Origin of the sequence: Paenibacillus sp. Soil724D2 (assembly GCF_001427935.1) — a bacterium.
GTDB lineage: Bacteria > Bacillota > Bacilli > Paenibacillales > NBRC-103111 > Paenibacillus_E.
The window spans coordinates 139363-155165 of the sequence record NZ_LMRY01000034.1 but is presented as its reverse complement, the minus strand read 5'-3'; the positions used below and the strand labels follow the sequence as shown (position 1 = coordinate 155165).

Here is a 15803-nt window from a genome sequence, read left to right as displayed (position 1 = left end):
CACAGTGACACTGAATACATTAGACTATGTCATGTTGTCGATAGTAGCTTTAGGTCTGCTGCTAGGTTACTTTAGAGGGTTTATTGCTCAGATTGTTTCGCTCTCAGGTTTTGTTCTCGCCTACCTCGTTGCATTTTATTTTTACAAGGATTTTGCCCCTCTGCTTAGAAACGCAGTTTCACTGCCAACCTATCAAAGTTATCAAAAATATGAATTTATCGTAAAAGGCCTTAATCTGGAAACCTATATCTTGAACGCTTTAGCCTTTGCTATATTGTTTTTTGGCGTAAAATTCGCACTAGTCATCGTAGGCAGAGCGCTTAATATTCTAGCAAAAACCCCAGGCCTGAACTTCATCAACCGTTGGAGCGGCGCATTGTTGGGCTTAGCAGAAGCACTTTTGATCATCATTATAGCCGTCAATGTTATCACCATCATGCCCTCAGATGGACTTCAAAAGCTGCTCTCAAGCTCAACCATAGCTCCATATTTAATTAACGAATTGCCCAATATAGCAGGAAAACTTCAAGAACTCTGGAAACAAGGAATCCCCCTATAAAAGCTGTCTACATTTCTAACATAGAAAGGGCAGCTTTTATCAGTTCACCACGTAGCTCAATGCCACTACAAGTACCAGCACTCCTCGACATACATCCACTAAACATATAAGGTTCTGTAGTATCTACAAAGCCACAAAATAACATCACTACAACGACAACCATAAAGGACAACGTCATCACTACCAGGACAACGATAAACGACAACGACAACGACAATGACAACCCGGCAATAACACCAAAAACACACCGAAAATGGCAGCGTCACCACCACAACCACCACAATCGCAATCGCAATCGCAATCGCAATCGCAATCACAATCACAACGGCAACGACAACAAAAACACACCTGCGACACCACCACAACCACTACAATCACAACCACAACCACAACCACAAGCACAACCACAAACCACAACGACAACCCGACAATAACACCACAACCACACCAACAATGACTGCGACACCACAACCACGACCAAATTAACAACCGCAACCACTATCTCTAACGAGCATCGCAAGCATTACTCCAGAAAAGAGGCTATTCGAACAGATAACTTCTAAATTTACGTTTTCTGTAGTATCTACAATCATCAAAAACATTGCCGAAGCCTTAAAGCATTTTTGTCCCTGACGGAGATGAGAGCGGTACTACTGCTTACAAAAGTTCCAAAGAGATAACTTCAAATTATTGATATTGATGAGTCGATAGTTGATTTTATACATTGTAGATACTACAGAAAATGAATATTCATTGATATTAATATCAGAAGCATAAACTACTTTACAAGCAAACAAATGTTCTGTATAATACAAATATAGGAAATTGTTCGGGACGGTATTATAATTGAGAGGGGTCACTTCATGGATACATATTTATTTGAATCGTTGGATGACACTTTCAAGACGGAGGAAGATTGTGTAAGATTTTTGACGAAAAGACGGTGGGCGGGTGGGTTTTGTTGCCCGAGTTGTGGTTATCATTTATTTTATATTATTAAGACTCGCAATTTATTAGAGTGTAAAGAATGCCGTACGCAAATTTCATTAACGGCTGGAACGGTTATGCATAAATCTAAGCTTTCCTTGATGCTTTGGTTCAAAGCTATACGAGCATTGATCCAAGATGGCGAAACTTATTCAATTGCAGCGTTTGCGAGCTTGCTTGGAGTAAATTATCGAACTGCTAAGTTGATGCTGGAGAAGCTGCAACTAGCTTTATATAAGCAATACTCACGCATGGGTTCAGGTGCGGATAGAATTCGCAAACAAAAAGGAGAGTCCAACCAAAATAAAAGAAAGCATGCAAATTTTAACTCTCGAAAGATCAACACCAACTTTTGTACGTATATGTTCACAAATTCCAAGAACATAAAGTATGTTGAGGATGTTTTGTTTAGAAAGTGGATGGATGCTTTCTTATCCGTTTATTTGTTTCCTGTCTATTTAAGGTATTGTCAAGTTCTTTGACGTAACGTTATTATCACTTATAAAAAGTATGAATGAACTGCTTCAACGAGCACGCGGTGAAAGTTTGAAGTGAAATCAGAGGAAATCTTAAATCATTATGTAAATACAAAAAAGCCTTACCGCATTATTGCCGCGATAAGGTCTTATGAATAGATGATTGACTTAAATTATTCAACAATCAAAGTTGTTTTCATATTAGCGTGACCGCTGCCACACATGACGGAACAGTTAATTGGGAAAGAACCCGCTTTATCTGGCGTAAAGGTAACTGTTTTGTTGCTGTTATCGAGGTTTATTTTGAATTCTTTAATGGATGCACCATGAACGCCTTGAGAATTTTCAAGCGTAATTGTAACGGGCTCACCTTTTTTGACCCGATATTCGGATTGGTCAAATTTGAAGTTAGTGGCTTTCAATAAAACTTGCTGGCCAGCAGCTTGTGTAGTAGCGGCGGGAGATGTAGAGGATTGTGCTGATTTCGTATCTTTGTTTCCGCATGCGGCTATCGCAATGACTAAGACTATTCCCATAAAAAGAACAAGTAATTTTTTCATGTATACCCCTCCGAAATTGTATTGGTTTCCCTCATCATTGTACACGACCTCTTCAAAAAAAACAGTGACAAACTCGTGAAAGAAATAGTTAAAAGAAAAGATCGGTCCGGCGAGTGAATACGCGGCAGACCGATCTTTTTTTGGCTTTAGCATGGATATCAGTTATCGAAACTGATAGGTTTTTATCGACGATCTTCTCTTCCTGTGATCCCTTGTTCAAAGGGAGTTTTCACAGGGATGAATAGGTCGATGATTCCAATAACTAAAGCAGCTAAAATGGCACCTATTAGGCTCGTAGATACATTACTCACTACAAACTGGGCGGCCCAAATGACAAGAGCGCTCACCAGAAAGCCTACGATTCCCCTGCCAAAGGGAGTGATTTGTTTGCCGAAGATCCCTTCAATGATCCAAGCAGCAACAGCAATAACCAAAGCTAGAAAAAATGCGCTCCAGAAACCGCCGACTTTAAACCCTGGAACTAACCAGCTGACAAACATTAAAACCAAAGCAGAAACAATAAACCTTACCAGATGTCCGAGAAGATGCATCTCGTGAACCTCCTTCTTTTTGTGATGAGAATAAGTTCTCGTCACAAGAAGTGATTTTTTGCAAACAATGCTTGGTGTGTCTAAGTCTAACAAATTCCTTTTGGCAGGTGGATAGGTGCACAGTTTAGTGTATCCAAATGGGGTGAATATTATGGTAGGCAGCATCTTCCATATAACGATTGTCTCCGTAGCTAATCAGGCTTGTTTTGGTTTATAATATAGGGTAGAGAAATGAGGTTGGGATAGTTGAATAAGAAAATAATTAAAACATTAGATTATCAGAAGATTTTACATAAACTAGCTCATCATGCGTCTACTTCGCTTGGTAAGGATGTCGTGGAAAAGCTTGAACCTAAGGGTGATTTTGAACTCGTCAAGCTTCGGCTTCAAGCAACTGATGAGGCTGTTAATGTAGAGCGATTGAAGGGGAATGCCCCTTTTGGTGGGATTCGTGATATTAGATCTTCTTTGCACAGGGTTAGAATTGGTGGGATGTTAAATCCTATGGAGCTGCTCGATATTTCGACGACGATGTTCGGTACTCGCAGGTTGAAGCGATTTGTTCTTGCGGTTCATGAAGAATACGCGATTCCTATGCTCAAAGGGCAGGTTGAATTACTCACAGAAAATAAACCATTAGAAGATAAAATTAATAGTTGTATTGATGAGAACGCTGTTGTTGTTGATGGTGCAAGCCCTGAACTGGGACGTGTGCGAAGTGAACTGCGAACAGGTGAAGCAAGGGTCCGCGAGAGGTTAGAGCAAATGCTTCGCAATTCATCTGTTCAGAAAATGTTACAGGACGTATTGATCACTATTCGGAATGAGCGTTTTGTGATCCCGGTTAAATCGGAATATCGATCCAGCTTTGGCGGGATGATTCATGATCAGTCAGCTTCGGGTGCGACACTATATATTGAGCCAGATGCTATTGTTCAATTAAATAACAAAATTCGTGAATTAAAGTTTAAGGAAGAAGTTGAAATTGAGAAAATTTTACGCGCACTGACTGAGCTCGTTGCTGAACAAGTGGAGATGCTTGTGCTGGATGTGGAACAGTTGGCTGAGCTTGATTTTATTTTTGCTAAAGCTGGTCTAGCTAGGGAACTGAAAGCTACAATGCCTAGATTAAATGATCGAGGCTTCATTAAAATAAAGCGAGGACGGCATCCCCTTATCGCGGCAGATTCCGTTGTGCCGCTTGATTTGGAGTTGGGCAATGATTTCTCACAAATCATTGTAACTGGGCCTAATACCGGAGGTAAAACTGTCTCTCTCAAAACAGTGGGACTCCTTAGTTTAATGGCGATGTCAGGGCTTTTCGTACCTGCTGAGGAAGGCAGTCAGTTATGTGTGTTCGATGCGATTTATGCGGATATTGGTGATGAGCAGAGCATCGAGCAGAATTTGAGTACTTTTTCGAGTCATATGACGAATATCATAAGCATTTTAAGAGATATGACACCAAAGAGTTTGGTTTTGCTTGATGAACTTGGAGCGGGTACAGATCCTGCTGAGGGTTCGGCTTTAGCGATTTCCATTTTGGATTATATTCATCAAATCGGTTGCCGAATCATTGCAACGACGCACTATTCGGAGTTAAAGGCTTATGCCTATCAAAAGCAAGGCACCATTAACGCAAGTATGGAATTTGATATCCAAACACTAAGTCCGACTTACCGCTTACTTGTTGGTGTTCCTGGTCGAAGTAATGCGTTTGCGATTGCAGAGCGTCTGGGCTTATCTAAGCGCATTATTGAGCATGCACGTACGCAGGTGGGCGAGGAAGATAAGCGCGTCGAATCAATGATCGCGTCGCTTGAGGAGAACCGCCTGATTGCGGAAGCTGAGCGCCAAAGCGCTGAGAGGATGCGACGAGAGGCGGAAGAGATGCGCCTAACGTTAGAGGCTCAGCAGGCCAAGTTCGATGAGCAGCGCGATAAGCTGCTCGAGAAGGCCGAGCGCGACGCGCGTGAGGCTGTCGCCAAGGCGCGCCGCGAGGCGGATGAAATCATCGCCGAGCTGCGGCGCATGGCGCAGGAGGAAGCCGGTGGAGTCAAGGATCACCGGTTGGTAGAAGCGAAGCGACGCCTCGATCAGGCGGCGCCGGAACTGCGCGAGAAGCAGGTTCGCGCGGCGAAGAAGCGGCCAGAAAGAATCGAGGCCGGTGACGAAGTACGTGTCGTGACCCTGGGTCAGAAGGGTCACGTCGTAGAGATTGTTAGCGCCACAGAAGCAACGGTGCAGTTGGGAATTATGAAAATGAAGGTCGAGTTGTCAAATCTCGAGAAGATCAGCAGTACGGCTCAGAAAAAGCCAGCTCATCAGGTAGCTACAACCGTCAAAAGAACACGAGATGACAACATCCGGATGGAACTGGATATGCGCGGTCTCAACATGGAGGACGCCCTGATAGAGGCTGATCGATTCCTGGATGAATCTTTCTTGGGCAACCTGGGTCAAGTCTACTTAATTCATGGTAAAGGAACAGGTGTGCTGCGCACTGGCATGCAGGAATACTTGCGCCGTCATAAGCATGTGAAGAGTTACCGAATGGGGAATTACAACGAAGGCGGAGCAGGAGTTACAATCGTCGAATTGAAATAACTTTTAATTTTTTTCATCTTTTTGAAACTCATTCTTTGGGACTGCGTATGTAATATGTGTAAGCACCGTTGATTAAAAAATAAGCATTCGTAATACCCAAATTTTAAAATACATGTTTTTAAACCTTAGGAGGAATTCAAAAATGGGAATTTTTAAAAGACTTCGCGATATGACAATGGCTTCGGTAAATGACTTGCTGGACAAAGCAGAAGATCCTATTAAGATGTTAAATCAGTTTCTGCGTGACATGGAAGAAGATATCATGGAGGCTGAGGCTGCAGTAGCTAAGCAGATCGCAATTGAGAAGAAATTCAAGCTTCAGTTTGAAGAATCCGAAGAGATGGTCACTAAGCGTACTGAGCAAGCTATGAAAGCTCTTGAATCAGGCAATGAAGACCTGGCTCGCCGCGCACTGGAAGACAAGAAAGAGCACCAAGGCCGTTACGATGAATTGAAACGCCAATATGATCTTGCGAAAACGAATGCTGATCAACTTCGCAGCCAATTGACGGAAATGAAAGACGAGTTCAACAAAATGAAAAACAAGAAGGATTTGTTGATTGCTCGTGCTGAAACAGCAAAAGCTCAAAAGCAAATCAATCAAGCGATGTCTGGTTTTGGTACGGACAATGCAGCTAAAGGTTTTGACCGTATGAGCGAGAAGGTGCTTCAAATGGAAGCTGAAGCGCAAGCAAGCGGTGAAATCCGTGCTAAAAACCGCAGCTTAGATGATGAGCTTGACAAACTGGGCGGAAGCAGCAGCGGAATTGATGACGAATTAGCAGCTATGAGAGCAAAGCTTGCTGAAAAAAAACAATCCTAATGCTATACTAATAGTACCTGCGAGAGACTGAGTCAAACTCAGTCTCTTCTATCTTTCGCGAAGGAAGGCAGGAGACGATATGAACGAAGAGGTGGATGTATTGCTAAGTAACCCGTATTTATCGACGCTTGCCTTTTTTGCAGTTGCTGTAATCGCGCTTGTTGTATTTCTAACGATTTTTGAAATGGTCACCAAATATGATGACTGGGCTGAGATCAAAAAAGGCAACTTATCTGTAGCAATGGCTACAGGTGGGAAGATTTTTGGGATTTGTAATCTGTTCCGATTCGCTATCCTAAACAATGACACGATGATTCATTCCCTCATCTGGGCAGGGTACGGATTCTTGCTTTTGTTGGCTGCCTACTTCATTTTTGAATTCTTGACGCCTTATTTCAAAATTGATGAAGAAATCAAAAAAGATAACCGCGCTGTAGGTTTCTTGTCTTTGACGCTATCTGTCTCCCTTTCCTATGTGGTCGGAGCTTGTGTAACTTAGAATCATACATAATCTTGGAGGCATGAACAATGAAATACCTGTGGGGCACTTTGTTTGCCATTGCATTTGTATTTATGGCAGCAGGGGTTTATTATTTATTGAAATATGCATGAATGCATTAGGTTGGAGGATTACGCAATGAGCAGCAATGAAGAAATAGTATGTCCATGGTGCCAAACAGAGATCGTTTGGGATCCGGAAATTGGACCTGAGGACGAATGTCCACACTGTTTTAATGAACTGAATGATTATAGGAGCATCGATTTAAAGGTGAAACAAACAGGTCAACCGCTCCGCTTTGATGAACAAGAATATGCCGATTCGGATGAAGATTTGTCATTAGCTTGGGATGATTCGGATGAACCTCTCGATAAATACGGAGAAAAAGTTCAACATATTACTGACGAACAAGAAGAGGCGCCAGAGTGCTCAAGCTGTCATGAACTGTTGTTGTTTGCAGGTACTGAGGTCACAAGCGGTTCCTCTTTCACTCCTGTTATTCCCAAAACGTTAGGAAGTGCTTTCCTAACAGGTCCCTTTACTTCGAATGTCTTTGTATGTCCGTCTTGCTTTAAGGTGGAGAAAATCTTATCTGATACAGATCGACTGCTCATGGTTGAACGTATTAAATCGGAGTAGCGGTGGAACCGAGTCCTTTATGGATTCGGTTTTTTTATATGCCTAGCCTCATATTTTCACTCGATTGGGGAAGCTTAACAAGAGCTATTTCGATCAGTGGGGAAAGGTGAGGAGGAGTATGCAAAAGAATCAGAGTAAGCCGTTTGTTCAACAAGGCAGGGCAAAGGATGGCACTAAAGCTAATTATTTTGAAGACCGTGGAAGTGGAGCCGTCGAAGTTAAGGGTTCGCAGAAGAAAGGTCGGCTAGATGCACAGGCGATTCTTTTACTGATTGTTCACTCGTTATTTGGCAGTGCAAATGCTTTGTCGGGTACTTTCGTTGGTGTGTATTTGTGGAAGGCCAAAAATGACTACGCTTTAATCGGTTGGTTTACATTAACAACGCATTTAACAATGGCGCTTACTTTTTGGTTGGCAGGGAAATGGGTGAAGGAACACAATAAAATGAACTGCTTACGGCTCGGGGTAGCATTTTCGGCGGGCTTTTATATGCTGGTATTGTGGCTTGGAGCAAGCAGTTTTCACTATTTTGTCTGGTTAGGGATGGTACAGGGGATTTCAGCTGGCTTATTCTGGGTTGCTTTTAATGTTGTTTATTTTGAAGTGACGGACCCTGATAATCGAGATCGGTTCAATGGTTGGGTAGGGCTATTGGGTTCTGGCGCAGGAATAATCGCACCATGGATCTCAGGTTTACTAATTGTGAGTCTGGGAGATGGTGCTGGGTATCGGTTAATTTTTTCCATCTCGTTAGGTATCTATTTGTTAGGCGTGATTATCAGTTTCTTTTTGAAAAAACGGAAAGTGCAAGGTACCTACGAATGGTTGTTTCCCTTCCGTTGTCTAAGGCAAGCTGAGACACCTTGGAAGCGCGTGTGCTTAGCTTTGGTATTTCAAGGAGTTCGAGAGGGTGTCTTTGGTTTCATGATCGGACTTCTCGTCTACATATCCACATCAAGTGAAGCGAGCTTAGGGAGTTTTGTGCTAATTACTTCTGCGGTATCATTAGTGAGTTTCTGGGCGGCGGGACGATTTATTAAGCCACGTTTTCGAAAGATCAGTATGTTGATTGGCGCTGCTATGATTGTAGCCGTTATTATTCCTTTTTTTTGGAAAATGGGGTATGGCACTTTACTTATTTTCGGCATAGGAGCTTCGCTCTTTTTTCCGATGTACTCGGTGCCTATGGTGTCGGCTGTATTCGATCTAATTGGTTCAAATGAAGTGAGCGCTAAGCAGCGGGAGGAATATGTTGTTCTTCGTGAGCTTTCACTTAATGTGGGGCGTGTGTGCGGTGTGCTCCTATTCATTTGTGTCATTTCGTGGAGCACGGCCCCGCTTGTAATAAACGTACTGTTGCTAATCATTGGCAGTTCATCGCTGTTCAGCTGGTACTTCATGAAGAAGCAGTTAACTGTAATTAGAACTTGACATCTTTCACGCTTCTCTATAAAAATGTGGGTATAGATTGTTTTATTGGGAAGAGGTGGGGGTAACCCTTGACACATAAAAAAATGGTGAATAGTATCACAGACCTGATAGGTGATACACCGGCCGTGCGGATTAACCGGTTGGTAGGTCCGAATGATGCGGAGCTCTACGTGAAGCTTGAATATTTCAATCCAAGCGGCAGTGTAAAAGACCGAGCTGCGTTCAATTTAATCGAGCAGGCGGAGAAAGATGGGCTGCTTCGTTCTGGCGCTACGATTATCGAGCCGACGAGCGGTAATACTGGCATTGGACTTGCCATGAATGCGGCAGCCAGAGGCTACAAGGCCATTCTGATCATGCCGGACAACATGACCAAAGAACGCACTAATCTGCTCAAGGCTTATGGCGCAGAGGTTGTACTTACTCCCGCCGCGCTGCGGATGCCGGGAGCGATTGAGAAAGCGAAGGAGCTGCGCGATCAGATACCTGGCAGTTATATCCCACAACAGTTCGAGAATCCGGCGAATCCAAGCATTCATCGGACGACAACGGCTCCCGAAATTCTGGAGCAAATGGAAGGGCGTCTGGATGCATTCGTAGCAACATCAGGCACGGGCGGAACGATTACTGGAACAGGCGAGGTGCTTCGGGAAAAGCTGCCGGATATCCAGATCTACGTGGTAGAGCCGAAGGGTTCACCGGTTCTTTCTGGGGGAAACCCTGGTCCGCATAAACTTGTTGGAACAAGTCCAGGGTTCGTACCCGCTATTCTGAATACCAGCATATACGATCAGATCGTGCAGGTGACTGACGATGATGCAATCCGAACCATGAAAGATCTGGCCAGCAAGGAAGGCATTCTAGTAGGACCCTCTGCCGGAGCCTCGGTGTGGACAGGTATGCAGATAGCCCGTAAGCTAGGAGCGGGCAAGAGAGTGCTCTGCATTGCTCCGGATACGGGCGAAAGATATTTGAGTATGGACATTTTTGATTAAATTCATGAAAAAGTTAACCAATATGAGCGGCCCACCGGATCCAAATGATTCGGATGGGCCGTTCTTCATTATTTCTTATTAAAAATTAATGAAAGAATGTTGAATAAAAATACATAATTGAGTATAATTATGAGTATAAGATGGTTTGGGATGAAAGGTGGAAATACAGTGAAATTAGCCTATATTAATGCGCTTCCTGAAGAAGGTCAATTCCAGGAATTTATACAGACATATACAGAAGAATGCATAACATTTGGAGCTCAAGCAATTGTGAATTGGAACGATTTCCAATCGGAGCATGTTATTTCGGTTTATGATGAGAATAAACTTGTCGGAATCGGTTGTATGACGGAAGAATGTCATGTCCATGTGCGTCCTGCGTATGAGCATCGTGAAATTGAAACCATGATGAACAAATTGCTGCAAGCCGAATCGAAGTTTAGTTTGGTTCACGGCCAATCCTGATGATACAGGTAAGATGAGGCTATTCGGAGATCCGGGTGGCCTTTTTCCTATTAGGTGGGTGGAAATTTCGGTTATACAAAAATATTCCGCTCTAAAACAAGCTCAGTAATTGAATTAGGACAGCAATTCATTGTAAGATTAAAGGATGAACGAATCAGATTTCAGAAAGGTAGGTTTAACCATGGATGCTTTGAAGCTTAAAATTCTCGAACTACTGAAGGAAGATGCCCGCAGGAGTGCGGACTTGATCGCCACTATGCTAGGAACGGCGGAGGCCGAAGTGGCGCGAGCGATAAGCGAGATGGAAGCGGATAAGGTCATCGTCAAATATGCGACAGTAGTGAACTGGAGTAAAGTGGATGACGAAAAGGTTACCGCCCTAATTGAAGTGCAAATTACGCCGGAACGCGGGCACGGGTTTGATGCTATCGCGGAACGGATCTATTTATATCCAGAAGTCAAATCGGTTTATCTTATGTCTGGCGCTTATGATTTACTTGTAGAAATAGAGGGCAGTTCCCTCAAACAAGTCGCTTCTTTCGTGTCCAACAAGCTTTCGCCGATTGATCGTGTACTTTCAACAAAGACGAATTTTATATTAAAAAAATACAAACAAGACGGCATTATATTCGAAGATCAGGAAAATGATCACCGAATGCTCGTTTCGCCGTAAAGAAGAGGGAACGCCATGATCAAGGATGAGATAACGATACAGCAGAATAAGGTAAAATCGATGCAGGACTACCTCGCTCCTGCCGTACGTGAAATGAAGCCTTCAGGTATTCGGAAGTTTTTTGATTTGGTGAGTAACAGCAAGGAAGATATTATTTCGCTTGGTGTAGGGGAACCGGATTTCTCGACGCCTTGGCATGTCCGCGAAGCAGCTGTGCATTCCTTGGAACGCGGTAGAACGAAATACACGCCAAACTCAGGTATACCTGAGCTTCGTGAAGCGATTGCCGATTATCTTCATACGTCCTTTAAAGTGAAATATGAGCCATCGAATGAAGTCCTTGTTACGGTTGGCGGCAGTGAAGCGATTGACTTAGCTCTCCGAGCTTTGATAACGCCGGGCGACGAGATTCTTATACCTGAGCCTTGTTATATTTCGTATTCCCCAATTACGAGCATAAGCGGCGGCGTAGCTGTTGGGATCGAGACCTTCGCAAAGGACCAGTTCAAGCTGACTGAGAAAGCACTTCGCGACGCGATTACGCCACGCTCCAAAATATTAATTCTCTGCTATCCTAGTAATCCAACAGGCGGAATTATGACCTATGAGGATTGGCTTCCGATTGCCAAAGTCATTGAAGAGAACGATCTTATTGTCATTTCCGATGAAATATATGCCGAGCTGACTTATGGTCAGAAGCACGTGAGCTTCGCGGCTATTCCTGGCATGAAAGACCGGACAATTTTGGTTAGCGGGTTCTCCAAAGCTTTTGCCATGACAGGCTGGCGTATGGGATATGCCTGCGGTCACCAGGAGCTGATTTCGGCGATGACCAAAATTCATCAATATACGGTGATGTGCGCACCAGTTATGGGTCAAGTTGCTGCTCACGAGGCGTTGACGAATGGCATGGAAGAGAAAGATCGGATGATCGAGTCCTATAATCAACGCAGACGTTTGATCGTTAAAGGGTTCCGAGATATTGGTCTCGAATGCCATGAGCCGCAAGGCGCTTTCTATGCTTTTCCAAGTATTGTTGCTACAGGATTAACGTCAGAAGAGTTTGCGCAGCGGCTATTATTTGAGTCAAAGGTTGCTGCTGTGCCTGGAGATGTGTTTGGTTTAGGCGGAGAAGGCTTCTTACGTTGTTCCTATGCCTATAGTGTTTCTCAACTAAATGAAGCATTAGAGAGAATTGGGAATTTTATGAGAAAATTGTAATGAATAACGTAAATAAATATGTTCATTATTGATGAAAACTGGTATTCTTGTAGTAAGGAGGGATGAGCATGGCTTTTATGGAATATCAACTATCAACCTATCAAAAACATTTTCAAATTCGAGAACAGGATTTCGGACAAAGTTGGTTAACCAAGCGTGCGAAGAAGCAAAACTCCCTTACCTTATTAGAAGAAGAGATTCATTCTCTGCGACGCAAGTTAGAACAGATGGTTTTTGATGGGAAAGAAATGACATCTGATTCCGTTGTTGAATTGAGCACAATCCTAGACCAAAAAATAAATGAATATATGCATAATGGGAAAAAAAGTCGGTGAAAACCGACTTTTCTCGCGACTATCGATAGATTCAGATAACAAACGGAGGTACGCTCACAACATGAAAGTGAAATGGCTGTTGGTTATGATGGTGGGGCTTATGGTAATGCTTACGGGTTGCGGCGGGCCGAAGCCGGATGTATCTATATTTATTATGGGTTCTAATGGTTTTCCAAGTGAAGCGGGGGACAAGCTGGAGAGTGCTTTGAAATCGAAGGTGGGCGAGGTTCCTACAGTCAAAGTCAATACATCGCCTATATTCTCGTTGGAAAAAATGATTGTGGAACTGGCTGCAGGAGGCAACGGCATCTTCATTCTTGCTGAAGATCAATTCAAATCTTTAAGTAATCAAGCAGGTTTTGTTTCTTTGGATGATACGATCAAACCGGAAGATTATCCAGATGGCGTTATTCAAATAGCTGAAGAGGGCAAGCCAGCTGAAAAGCATCTATATGGTATTCCGCTTGCAGGAAACAAATGGATGAAAGAGCAAGGTTTTGAAGGGAAAGGCTTGGTGGCTTTCATTCCTCAAAATGCTCCGAAGCTGAATGAGTCGAAGCAAGTGCTCAAAGTAATTGCACAAAAGTAACAAGAAGTCTATAATCGACAAATAGATTGATAGTAAAATATGCAGCCATAGGTGCTGGTAAGCTCGTTATGAAGAGGTTGCCACTTAAAAGGGAAGCCGGTTGAAGTCCGGCGCGGTCCCGCCACTGTAATCCAGGCATAGGTTGCCAGGAGAGTCAGGATACCTGCCCATGGTGCCGTTTACGACATCCTTCGAGGAAAAGGATCGCGTTAAATCAGGAAGCAATCGCAGGGTTGCTGATCACCGCGATTTATCGTCCCCTTTGTTCCTTCGAGAACAAAGGGGCTTTTTTGTTAGGGTCAATCGACATAAATTGTTTAGAGAGAGGGTTTACAAGATGAAAAGGAATTCAGTAAAAAAAGCATTTATTCTTACAGTAGCTTTAGTAACAGCAATCAGTCTCGCAGCTTGCGGTAAAAAGGAAACGGAGATCTCTAATCCGTCTAAGCTTGGCGGAGAGGGGACGAAAGCTCCTGCTGCAACGACGACACCAACAACAGCAGCCAAAAAGACGGTCTATCCATTGAAAATAAAGGATGCTACGGGCAAGGAGTTTATATTTGATAAAGCGCCTGAGCGTATTGCATCCGTGTCCCCAGCGGAAACTGAAGCTCTTTTTGCAATTGGGCTAGAGGCTAATATTGTTGGTGTATCTGATTATGATGATTATCCAGAAGCGGCTAAAACAAAACCGAAATTAGGCAGCATAACGAAACCTAACCAAGAAGCGGTGATCGCAGCTAACGCGAATGTTGTATTCACGGGGGTTTCGATGAAACCTGATACGGTAGAAAAGCTGCGTGCTTTAAATATCAACGTGTTTAAAGTGGAGCCCAAAACGGTAGATGATGCCATTGCTGACATACAAACCTTCGGATTGATTACCGATCATCAGGAACAAGCGGAAAAAATTGTCGATAAAATGAAAGCGGACCGTCAAAAGGTTGTTAATGCGGTGAAAGACGTGAAACAAGAGAACAAGAAAAAGGTATACATTGAATTTGCCCCGGGATGGACGGTGGGCAGTGGCGAGTTTATGGATGAATTGATCAAGATTTCTGGCGGTGTTAACGTTGCGGGAGACAAAAGTGGCTGGTATGAAATCAGTGAAGAGAAAATCATTCAACAAAACCCTGGTGTGATTCTGTTCGCCAATGGAGTAGTCGATAGTAAGAGCAAGAAATCACTAGATGAAATTATCCGCACACGAAGCGGTTGGGATGCTATTGATGCCGTGAAGAATAAGCAGGTAGTTGGCCTCGACCAAAACATGCTAAGCCGTCCGGGTCCAAGACTGACCGATGGATTGCTTGAAATGGCGAAAGGCATTTATCCTGAACTGGTGAAATAAAATGAAAAGAAAATTAATGCTATGGGGAGGAGTAGGGGTTATACTCCTTCTTCTTTCTATTGTGGCGAGCTTGTCGCTGGGTACCGCTAATCTACCTGTACTGCAAATCGCCAGTATTCTCGCCAAGCATATCCCTTGGCTGGGAGATCACATCCATGCCAACTGGCCGCAATCGTCGGAACAAATCATCAATAAAGTACGATTTCCCCGTGTTTTACTAGGGATTCTAGTAGGGGCATCCCTCTCAATCGCAGGAGCAGCCTTTCAAGGTGTGCTGCGCAATCCGCTTGCGGATCCTTATGCACTCGGTGTATCCTCGGGGGCTTCTGTAGGAGCTGCGTTTTTAATCTATTTTGGACTGCAAGTGGCGTGGTTTGGGCAATGGTCGATCCCTATTGTTGCCTTCGTAACGGGACTTATTTCTTTATTTCTGGTTCTTAAGCTTGCTCAGATCGAAGGGAAGCTGAAGATGGAGACGCTTATTTTATCTGGCGTGGTCATGCAGGCTTTTCTAGGGGCAATCGTATCCTTCATGGTGTCTATTTCCAATCAAGTCATTAATGAAATTATTTTCTGGCTAATGGGCAGCTTGGCCATGCGAGGCTGGTCATATACATATATCATTGCACCCTATTTAATTATCGGTTTTGTCGTGCTGCTTAGCTATGCAAGGTCGTTAAATTTACTAGCTCTGGGTGAACGTCAGGCGTCACATCTCGGTGTTAATGTAGAGCGTACGAAGCTAATTGTACTTATTGTGGCGACATTCCTTACTGCCGCTGCGGTATCCGTTGCAGGTGTAATCGGCTTTGTCGGGCTCATCGTGCCGCATTTAGTCCGACTAATAGTAGGTCCGGATTATCGGTTGATTATTCCATTGTCCGCAATTGGTGGCGGCATTTATGTCCTCTGGGCAGATACACTTGCCCGTACCCTGCTGAGTCCAACCGAAATTCCGCTTGGAGTCATCACGGCATTTCTGGGTGCGCCATTTTTTGCTTATTTGCTCCACAAGGATAAGAAAACGTTAAGAGGTTGATC

Annotated in this window: 17 protein-coding genes and 1 riboswitch; of the genes, 15 read left to right on the top strand and 2 right to left on the bottom strand. The window is 43.6% G+C overall.

Translation table 11 applies throughout. From position 1 onward, the window contains the following. Window positions 1–4: 4 nt before the first annotated feature. The gene (locus ASG85_RS24900; RefSeq protein ID WP_235549311.1) at window positions 5–559 is read left to right on the top strand and encodes a CvpA family protein; all 555 of its coding nucleotides are present in this window, start codon (window positions 5–7) and stop codon (window positions 557–559) included. Window positions 560–1422: 863 nt separating this feature from the next. Continuing rightward, window positions 1423–2028, top strand: a complete 606-nt coding sequence (locus tag ASG85_RS24895) for a transposase (protein ID WP_060648039.1) — start codon at window positions 1423–1425, stop codon at window positions 2026–2028. 167 nt (window positions 2029–2195) lie between these two features. On the opposite strand, the gene ASG85_RS24890 is transcribed toward ASG85_RS24895, so the two are convergent. Both ASG85_RS24890 and ASG85_RS24885 read right to left on the bottom strand, forming a co-directional pair. After that, entirely contained in the window at window positions 2196–2582 is a 387-nt protein-coding gene (locus ASG85_RS24890; protein ID WP_057304790.1) for a cupredoxin domain-containing protein, read from the bottom strand. A gap of 182 nt (window positions 2583–2764) precedes the next feature. Further along, window positions 2765–3133: a phage holin family protein gene (locus ASG85_RS24885; RefSeq protein ID WP_060648038.1), complete on the bottom strand. Its 369-nt coding sequence runs from the start codon at window positions 3131–3133 to the stop codon at window positions 2765–2767. A 246-nt stretch (window positions 3134–3379) separates the two neighbouring features. Between ASG85_RS24885 and ASG85_RS24880 the strand changes: the two genes are divergently transcribed. From ASG85_RS24880 to ASG85_RS24820, 13 genes are all read left to right on the top strand, one after another. Next, window positions 3380–5740 (top strand): endonuclease MutS2, encoded by a 2361-nt coding sequence (locus ASG85_RS24880; RefSeq protein WP_060648037.1) that lies wholly within the window; start codon window positions 3380–3382, stop codon window positions 5738–5740. A gap of 142 nt (window positions 5741–5882) precedes the next feature. Then, window positions 5883–6563: a PspA/IM30 family protein gene (locus ASG85_RS24875; RefSeq protein WP_057304793.1), complete on the top strand. Its 681-nt coding sequence runs from the start codon at window positions 5883–5885 to the stop codon at window positions 6561–6563. Between the two features lie 79 nt (window positions 6564–6642). Further along, window positions 6643–7062: a DUF350 domain-containing protein gene (locus ASG85_RS24870; RefSeq protein WP_057304794.1), complete on the top strand. Its 420-nt coding sequence runs from the start codon at window positions 6643–6645 to the stop codon at window positions 7060–7062. Window positions 7063–7200: 138 nt separating this feature from the next. After that, complete coding sequence (locus ASG85_RS24865) at window positions 7201–7701, top strand: hypothetical protein (RefSeq protein WP_057304795.1); 501 nt, start codon at window positions 7201–7203, stop codon at window positions 7699–7701. 118 nt (window positions 7702–7819) lie between these two features. Next, on the top strand, window positions 7820–9133 hold the full coding sequence (locus tag ASG85_RS24860; RefSeq protein ID WP_082588214.1) for an MFS transporter: 1314 nt from the start codon (window positions 7820–7822) through the stop codon (window positions 9131–9133). Between the two features lie 83 nt (window positions 9134–9216). Then, the gene (gene cysK, locus ASG85_RS24855; protein WP_060648106.1) at window positions 9217–10128 is read left to right on the top strand and encodes a cysteine synthase A; all 912 of its coding nucleotides are present in this window, start codon (window positions 9217–9219) and stop codon (window positions 10126–10128) included. Between the two features lie 168 nt (window positions 10129–10296). Beyond that, window positions 10297–10593, top strand: coding sequence for a GNAT family N-acetyltransferase (locus tag ASG85_RS24850; protein WP_162257288.1), 297 nt, complete (start codon window positions 10297–10299; stop codon window positions 10591–10593). 181 nt (window positions 10594–10774) lie between these two features. Then, the gene (locus ASG85_RS24845) at window positions 10775–11266 is read left to right on the top strand and encodes an Lrp/AsnC family transcriptional regulator (RefSeq protein WP_057304798.1); all 492 of its coding nucleotides are present in this window, start codon (window positions 10775–10777) and stop codon (window positions 11264–11266) included. A 15-nt stretch (window positions 11267–11281) separates the two neighbouring features. Beyond that, the gene (locus ASG85_RS24840; RefSeq protein WP_060648035.1) at window positions 11282–12487 is read left to right on the top strand and encodes an aminotransferase class I/II-fold pyridoxal phosphate-dependent enzyme; all 1206 of its coding nucleotides are present in this window, start codon (window positions 11282–11284) and stop codon (window positions 12485–12487) included. Window positions 12488–12555: 68 nt separating this feature from the next. Further along, window positions 12556–12822 (top strand): aspartyl-phosphate phosphatase Spo0E family protein, encoded by a 267-nt coding sequence (locus ASG85_RS24835; RefSeq protein WP_057304800.1) that lies wholly within the window; start codon window positions 12556–12558, stop codon window positions 12820–12822. Between the two features lie 61 nt (window positions 12823–12883). Continuing rightward, window positions 12884–13411: a hypothetical protein gene (locus ASG85_RS24830; RefSeq protein WP_060648034.1), complete on the top strand. Its 528-nt coding sequence runs from the start codon at window positions 12884–12886 to the stop codon at window positions 13409–13411. Window positions 13412–13443: 32 nt separating this feature from the next. Next, window positions 13444–13597: riboswitch (cobalamin riboswitch) on the top strand. A gap of 151 nt (window positions 13598–13748) precedes the next feature. Next, a complete protein-coding gene (locus ASG85_RS24825) occupies window positions 13749–14762 on the top strand; it encodes an ABC transporter substrate-binding protein (protein ID WP_060648105.1) in 1014 nt (337 codons plus the stop codon). 1 nt (window position 14763) lies between these two features. Beyond that, entirely contained in the window at window positions 14764–15801 is a 1038-nt protein-coding gene (locus ASG85_RS24820) for a FecCD family ABC transporter permease (protein WP_060648033.1), read from the top strand. Window positions 15802–15803 lie beyond the last annotated feature (2 nt).

Excerpts from the sequence above, each read along its gene's own strand:
- ASG85_RS24865 (WP_057304795.1), top strand. The coding sequence starts at position 7,201 with ATGAGCAGCAATGAAGAAATAGTATGTCCATGGTGCCAAACAGAGATC.
- ASG85_RS24890 (WP_057304790.1), bottom strand. The coding sequence starts at position 2,582 with ATGAAAAAATTACTTGTTCTTTTTATGGGAATAGTCTTAGTCATTGCG.
- ASG85_RS24835 (WP_057304800.1), top strand. The coding sequence starts at position 12,556 with ATGGCTTTTATGGAATATCAACTATCAACCTATCAAAAACATTTTCAA.
- cysK (WP_060648106.1), top strand. The coding sequence starts at position 9,217 with ATGGTGAATAGTATCACAGACCTGATAGGTGATACACCGGCCGTGCGG.
- ASG85_RS24895 (WP_060648039.1), top strand. The coding sequence starts at position 1,423 with ATGGATACATATTTATTTGAATCGTTGGATGACACTTTCAAGACGGAG.
- ASG85_RS24870 (WP_057304794.1), top strand. The coding sequence starts at position 6,643 with ATGAACGAAGAGGTGGATGTATTGCTAAGTAACCCGTATTTATCGACG.
- ASG85_RS24885 (WP_060648038.1), bottom strand. The coding sequence starts at position 3,133 with ATGCATCTTCTCGGACATCTGGTAAGGTTTATTGTTTCTGCTTTGGTT.
- ASG85_RS24845 (WP_057304798.1), top strand. The coding sequence starts at position 10,775 with ATGGATGCTTTGAAGCTTAAAATTCTCGAACTACTGAAGGAAGATGCC.
- ASG85_RS24875 (WP_057304793.1), top strand. The coding sequence starts at position 5,883 with ATGGGAATTTTTAAAAGACTTCGCGATATGACAATGGCTTCGGTAAAT.
- ASG85_RS24840 (WP_060648035.1), top strand. The coding sequence starts at position 11,282 with ATGATCAAGGATGAGATAACGATACAGCAGAATAAGGTAAAATCGATG.
- ASG85_RS24825 (WP_060648105.1), top strand. The coding sequence starts at position 13,749 with ATGAAAAGGAATTCAGTAAAAAAAGCATTTATTCTTACAGTAGCTTTA.
- ASG85_RS24830 (WP_060648034.1), top strand. The coding sequence starts at position 12,884 with ATGAAAGTGAAATGGCTGTTGGTTATGATGGTGGGGCTTATGGTAATG.
- ASG85_RS24860 (WP_082588214.1), top strand. The coding sequence starts at position 7,820 with ATGCAAAAGAATCAGAGTAAGCCGTTTGTTCAACAAGGCAGGGCAAAG.
- ASG85_RS24820 (WP_060648033.1), top strand. The coding sequence starts at position 14,764 with ATGAAAAGAAAATTAATGCTATGGGGAGGAGTAGGGGTTATACTCCTT.